The 6,191-nt window shown below is 41.2% G+C and carries 6 protein-coding genes; 4 read left to right on the top strand and 2 right to left on the bottom strand.

What is annotated here, in order from left to right:
* Window positions 1-53: 53 nt before the first annotated feature.
* Window positions 54-716 carry a Maf family protein gene (locus HMPREF1647_RS06695; RefSeq protein WP_035433300.1) on the bottom strand — a complete coding sequence of 221 codons (663 nt, stop codon included), beginning with the start codon at window positions 714-716 and terminating at the stop codon, window positions 54-56.
* Window positions 717-825: 109 nt separating this feature from the next.
* Window positions 826-1,011, bottom strand: a complete 186-nt coding sequence (locus HMPREF1647_RS06690; protein WP_035433296.1) for a ferredoxin — start codon at window positions 1,009-1,011, stop codon at window positions 826-828.
* Window positions 1,012-1,485: 474 nt separating this feature from the next.
* On the opposite strand from HMPREF1647_RS06690, the gene HMPREF1647_RS06685 reads away from it, so the two are divergent.
* The 4 genes from HMPREF1647_RS06685 to HMPREF1647_RS06670 all read left to right on the top strand — a co-directional run bounded on the left by HMPREF1647_RS06685 (window position 1,486) and on the right by HMPREF1647_RS06670 (window position 5,908).
* On the top strand, window positions 1,486-2,100 hold the full coding sequence (locus HMPREF1647_RS06685) for a TetR/AcrR family transcriptional regulator (RefSeq protein WP_081933338.1): 615 nt from the start codon (window positions 1,486-1,488) through the stop codon (window positions 2,098-2,100).
* A gap of 52 nt (window positions 2,101-2,152) precedes the next feature.
* A complete protein-coding gene (locus HMPREF1647_RS06680) occupies window positions 2,153-3,871 on the top strand; it encodes an ABC transporter ATP-binding protein (RefSeq protein WP_035433293.1) in 1,719 nt (572 codons plus the stop codon).
* Entirely contained in the window at window positions 3,864-5,600 is a 1,737-nt protein-coding gene (locus HMPREF1647_RS06675; RefSeq protein WP_035433290.1) for an ABC transporter ATP-binding protein, read from the top strand. Before HMPREF1647_RS06680 ends, HMPREF1647_RS06675 begins: the two co-directional genes overlap by 8 nt.
* Before the next feature lie 68 nt (window positions 5,601-5,668).
* Window positions 5,669-5,908, top strand: a complete 240-nt coding sequence (locus HMPREF1647_RS06670) for a hypothetical protein (protein WP_052039180.1) — start codon at window positions 5,669-5,671, stop codon at window positions 5,906-5,908.
* Window positions 5,909-6,191 lie beyond the last annotated feature (283 nt).

Genomic DNA, 6,191 nt, shown 5'->3' with positions numbered 1-6,191 from the left:
AGGCAGTTCATCCATGATGATACGAGGGTTTTCTATTATCCGTAGAAGTGTCTTTAGTGCTTACGACCCGCAAGAGCGTGCTCTAGATAGTCATGATTGCCGGTAAATTTAACCAACTCACGAGAAAGCAAAGAAACAGGGAGTCCTACGACATTCTCGTAATCTCCTTGAATGCTCTGAACTAGATAGCGACCATTTCCCTGAATGCCGTAAGCGCCAGCCTTGTCCATTGGCTCGCCCGAGGCAACGTAGGCAGAAATTTCATCTTCAGACAGTTCAAAGAAGGTAACATCTGTGGTTTCTACAAACGTTACAGCGACAACAGCTGGCGCTCCATCAGGAGAGGGGGACTTAAAAGCCTTAAAGCGACGCAGGGCAACACCAGTGGATACGTGGTGAGTCTGACCAGAAAGCTTAGAAAGCATATATTTTGCGTCTTCAACATTTATTGGCTTGCCAAAAACTTCACCGTCGTCTGTCCAAACAATGGTATCTGCTGCAAGAACAATCTCATTGTTGAGCTGCTCAAAGTTAGGCTGCTCCATGAGCTTATAGCACACTGCAATGGCTTTTTCTTGAGCAAGTCGCTTTACCAGTGCAAGGGGTTTCTCGTCAACTTTTTGAGCTTCATCAATATCAGCAGGCATAACCTGTGGATCTATTCCCATAGACTGCAAAAGTTCAAGGCGCCTAGGGGATTGTGATGCAAGAATCATATGCGTTCCTATCAGTTGTGCTTATGCTGATACTGTACCCAAAAAAGAAGCCTGATAGGCGAGAAACCCATCAGGCTTACATGCTAAGAAAGAAAAACTAAGCTAAAAACTAGTCAAGCTCAATAGCGGTGACTGGGCAGCCGTCGCAAGCCTCCTGTGCTGCGTCCTCTGCAGCCTCAGGAACCTCTTCCTCAATAGCGTGAGCAAGACCGTCGTCGCCGATCTCGAATACCTCAGGAGCAGTGCTCTCGCAGAGACCGCAACCGATGCAATCCTCATTAACTGTTGCCTTCATAATACATTCCTCTCCGTATCTCGAGCCCCTTACTCGAGTAATACTTATCTTGCATTCAAGAGTACTTGATTGCAATGTATTTTTTACACGTTTCTTTGCTGTTATGCAACAACAAAGGCGCAGATAATTGAAAGAACATTACTTGAAGTTATAAGTGCACATCTGACCTGCATATATAAAAGGTTTAATTTTTAGAATTTGATACATTTTAACGGGATCGCCACTTAGGGTACGAACCTAATACTAAGGGGTACGAAAATTTAGTATGTGGTAAAAATCAATAAGCTCACAGCGTTGTTCATCCTAAAATTAAACTAAGAAGCATTACGCGTTACAAAAATCTTGTTCTATCTGGCAGGGTGCTTTTTTATGCAACATTAGGCGAATCTCCATTACCGCATAAAATTTTTGACAAAAAAGTTAGTTTATGGTAATTTGCTCCTTACCGAGAATAATCTCGGTAAGGAAAGGAAAATGATGGTCAGAGAACGATTAGATCCGGAAATGCGTAAGGAAGACATTCAAAAGGCTGCTATGGCACTCTTTTCTTCTAAGGGCTTTAACAATACGACGATGGATGATGTTCGTGAAAAATCCGGTTTATCAGCCGGCGGGTTATACCACTACTACAAAAATACGGCAGAAATCCTCTACGACATTATGGACAGAGGAAGCAGGATGCGTGAAGCAACGGTAACAAACACGGTTCAACATATGGGGAACAAGCTTACGCCACATATCTTGGCTGAAGTTGTCGTCGATAAAATGTTGGCGAATAATTCTTTTACGTCTATCTATGTCATGTTTCTTGGTGAGATTAAGAAAAATGAACAGCTTAATTCATTATATGAAAAACTCAAAAGGGATTCTATTACTTACTTTAAGAATTTTATGAATGGGTACGAATGCGGATTGCTTACTGATGATGACTATGAATTTGTAACGAATCTCATCAATGCAAGCTTGTTATCCTGTGAAATTTTAGATACGCGTGAAAATTTTTTAAAGAACAGACAGCACTTGGTATCCATGCTTGAAGGTTATTTTACTCGTTCGACTTTTCAGGAAGCGGAAGTTTCCGGTCTCTAAACTCTTCCATCGATTTCCGCATTTCATTCATTAACTAAGGAGGTTTTTTGATATGAACTTATTGAAAAAGTACATCGCCAAAAATAAGACCGGCTACTTTTTCTCGGTTCTTTTAGCCGTTATGGGTGTACTGGCAGGACTTTTTGCCTATGTGCTCTTGAGCAAAATGAATGTTGCCCTCATTGCAGGGAATACAGATTTTGCTTTTTATACTAAAGGAGTCCTCAGTATTCTCGCGCTGCTGTGCGCAAAAGAAGTTTTTATGGGTATTTCCACCACGATTTCTCATACAGCGACCTATGGTGCTTTGTGTGAAATCAGGCGAGATATCATGGACAAACTTTTCAAAATGCCGTTAGGAAACATTTTGAATTTAAGCACAGGAAAGCTAAAAGATATCATCGTGAATCAAGTTGACAGCATGGAGACAACCCTGGCTCACCTGATTCCTGAAATGACCGCTAATATTGTTGGCCCGGTTTTACTTCTTGTTTACATGTTTGTACTCGATTGGCGCGTTTCGCTCTTGGCTCTGGTTCCTCTTGTGATCGGAATGTTTTTTATGGCCGGCCCGATGAAGCGCATGCCTAAAATGTTTCCCAAAGCAGTCAAAATCGGTCAAGACATGAACAACTCGATTGTGGAATATATCAACGGCATCGAGGTCATTAAATCTTTTAATCAAGGCGATACATCCTATAAAAAATACAGCAATAATGTTTATGCCAAAGCAGATTATTACTGCAAGTGGATGGGCTCGAACAACAACGACTATGCGGTGAGCATGTCGCTTGCACCGATGGGTATTTTAACCATTATTCCGTTTGGTCTTTTCTTCTGTATGCAGGGTAGCCTAAGCGGCGCTAATCTTTTGATGTTGATTATTTTATCGTTTGGCACAATCTCAAATATCATGCAGGTGATGTCTTATGAGGACGATATGGGTCGCATCAAAACTATTGCTGGTGAGATTGAAAAAGTTCTCAACTCAAAAGAGTTATCCCACGCAACCGGTACACAAAACATTTCACGCTATGACATCACTTTCGATCACGTAAATTTCTCTTACGATGAAAACAAACAGGTTATCAAGGATGTCAATCTGCACATCAATGAAGGTAGTGTCAATGCACTCGTCGGGTATTCTGGCTCAGGGAAATCGACCGTTGCAAAGCTCCTCGCCGGATTTTGGGATACCGATAGTGGCACCATAACAATTGGTGGCATAGCTCTCACGGATATGCCTTTAGAACAGCTTTCGGATGCTATTTCTTATGTATCTCAAGACAATTATTTGTTTGATATTTCCATCAAAGATAATATTCGCATCGGCAAAAAAGATGCAACGGATGAGGAAATTATAGAAATTGCTAAAAAATCGGGCTGCCACGATTTCATTATGAAGCTCTCACAAGGCTATGAAACGGTTGCTGGAGAAGGTGGCGGGTATCTCTCCGGCGGTGAGCGCCAGCGCATCTCTATTGCACGCGCCATGCTCAAAGATGCACCGATTGTCATTTTGGATGAAGCCACTTCCTATATCGATCCTGAAAATGAAGCTATTTTGCAAGATGCCATCGCCACATTGGTAAAAGGCAAAACGCTCATTATTATTGCCCATCGACTGAAAACCATTGCAGATGTGGATCAAATATTTGTAATCCATGATGGACATGTTGAAAATCACGGAACACACGATGAACTCTTAAAAGATTCTCCGGTTTACCAAGAATTGTGGAGTGCGGCCATGCGAGGTGAAGAAAATGATTAATACATTTAAGAAGTTATGGAAATTTGCAGAGCGTGAGCAAGGGATGATTCGCTCCTCGGTGATCTGGAGTTTTTTGGGCGCGATTTTTAACGTTTTTCAATTTATGGCCATCTATTTGGTCATTGCGGCGATTATAAAGCAGGAAATTACGTGGCAGACGATTGGTATGTGCAGCGCATTCTTATTGCTTTCCTTACTGGGCATCATTATTTCTAAGAAAAATTCCATGCTTAAGCAAACGCATGCCGGCTATTTTACAGCCGCAAATAAGCGTATCGCTATGGGAGAAAAAATCAAAAAAGTGCCAATGGGCTTTTTCAATGATTTTAGCTTAGGAAATTTAACGGCCATTGCGACGACAAAGTTGGACAGTCTCGAAACTTGGGTGCCCACACTTTTTATTATGGTATTCGGCGGTCTGCTTGTAACCGTGGTATTTATCCTGTCACTTTTTATGCTGCATTGGAAAATTGCAGTCATTGCTATCGCCGGGTCTTTGATTTTCTTGGCGGCGGCCGCCTTAATGCAGCAAAGATCTAAAAAGAGTTCTGATCGAGTTTCTGTTGTACAAAACGATCTCACGAAAGAAGTGCTGGCAACCTTGCAAGGTATGCAGATCATCAAGTCCTATAACTTGGGCGGACAAAATAACAACAAGCTAGATCAAAGTTTTGAAGAAACAAAAAAATCGACGTTGAGCCTTGAAAAGGCCGTTACACCTTACACGGTACTGCTGAAAATCATCATTGCGATCACGATTTCGGTTATGATTGCCACAGCACTTTCATGCTTCTTTTCGGGAGAGCTTTCTTTGGACTATACCATCATGACGCTGGTTGCCAGTTTTGTGATTTTTAACAGTTTATTGGCTTCTGGTAGTGCTATGGCCATGCTTAGAACCATTGACAACGCGATGGATTCTTATGATTACGTCAATCAAATGCAAGATATGCCGGAAGGTCATATCAATGATGCACTCCAGCAACACGATATTGAATTTAAAAATGTTTCCTTTGCCTATGGCGAAAAACCAATCTTAAATAATGTGTCTTGCTATATCCCCGAAAGATCAATGACGGCTATCGTAGGGCCGTCTGGTTCAGGGAAAACAACTTTTTGCAATTTGATCTCTCGCTTTTGGGATGTCAATTCAGGAGAGATTCGCCTTGGAGGAAAGAACATAAAAGATTACTCCCTTGAATATCTCATGAATAATATTTCGATGGTCTTCCAAGATGTCTATCTTTTTGCCGATACGATTGAAAACAATATTAAATTCGGATGCCCAAATGCCAGCCGCGATGATGTGATTGCTGCGGCAAAAAAGGCCCAGTGCCATGACTTTATTTCCGCCTTGCCCGATGGCTATCAGAGCATGATCGGAGAAGGTGGAACAAGTCTTTCCGGCGGTGAAAAACAGCGTATCTCCATTGCCAGAGCAATGCTGAAAGATGCACCGATTATCATTTTTGATGAAGCTACTGCAAATGTTGATCCGGAAAACGAAGATAAGCTGAAAGCAGCCATTGAAGCCCTTACTCAAAACAAAACCGTCATCATGATTGCGCACCGCTTGAAGACGATTCGTAATGCAAACCGGATTTTGGTACTGAACAAAGCAGGGATTGAGCAGTGCGGCACACATGATGAATTGATGCTGCAAGGAGGTCTTTATCGAGATCTTATCGAATCGAGAAGCAAGGCGGAAAGCTGGAGATTTGCAAAATAAAGTTTGGAACTAACAACAACATCTTCGACATAAAAATTGGTATATGCAATTTTAGGTTATATGGGATCATGATTCCGATTACTCTGATTGCAGGGATTGTCTGCGAGCTGATTATCGGAAAGTACGATAATAGCAAGTACATTGCCATTGCTTTTAGTGTTGCCATCTTTATCGATAAGATAAACAGCATTCTTTTAACAATAATTTTAGGCGTCGAAGGTTTAGTAAAATACATGTCATCTGCCTTTTCTCCAGAACAAGCAGCACATGTGGAGACTATAGCGTTGCTACAAAAGACCAATACCTGAAAATCCTTCATTAGTAGCTGCAAAGCTACTAATGAAGGATAAATTTACAGAAACAGTCTTCAACATCATAATGATGGAAAGAAAGTCTATCTTGACAAAATAGCTCTATATGATTATAACTATGTTTATAGTTATATAGATACTAAATTTCAGATACAAGTTACATAAATAAGAAGGTATGGTTATGGCCACAAAAAATATTTATGTTGCAGAAGCAGATCTACACTTATTTGATGATGCTGCCAAGTACGCCGGAAGTGTTTCTGCCGCTGTGATACAGGCG

It is taken from the genome of Lancefieldella parvula DNF00906 (assembly GCF_000758945.1).
Lineage (GTDB): Bacteria > Actinomycetota > Coriobacteriia > Coriobacteriales > Atopobiaceae > Lancefieldella > Lancefieldella parvula_C.
Note: the sequence above shows the minus strand (reverse complement) of the source record. Positions and strands in the feature narration are given on the sequence as shown.

What these genes read in the sequence shown, in the direction of transcription:
- HMPREF1647_RS06685 (WP_081933338.1), top strand. Translation starts at nt 1,486, where the DNA reads ATGATGGTCAGAGAACGATTAGATCCGGAAATGCGTAAGGAAGACATT.
- HMPREF1647_RS06670 (WP_052039180.1), top strand. Translation starts at nt 5,669, where the DNA reads ATGATTCCGATTACTCTGATTGCAGGGATTGTCTGCGAGCTGATTATC.
- HMPREF1647_RS06690 (WP_035433296.1), bottom strand. Translation starts at nt 1,011, where the DNA reads ATGAAGGCAACAGTTAATGAGGATTGCATCGGTTGCGGTCTCTGCGAG.
- HMPREF1647_RS06695 (WP_035433300.1), bottom strand. Translation starts at nt 716, where the DNA reads ATGATTCTTGCATCACAATCCCCTAGGCGCCTTGAACTTTTGCAGTCT.
- HMPREF1647_RS06675 (WP_035433290.1), top strand. Translation starts at nt 3,864, where the DNA reads ATGATTAATACATTTAAGAAGTTATGGAAATTTGCAGAGCGTGAGCAA.
- HMPREF1647_RS06680 (WP_035433293.1), top strand. Translation starts at nt 2,153, where the DNA reads ATGAACTTATTGAAAAAGTACATCGCCAAAAATAAGACCGGCTACTTT.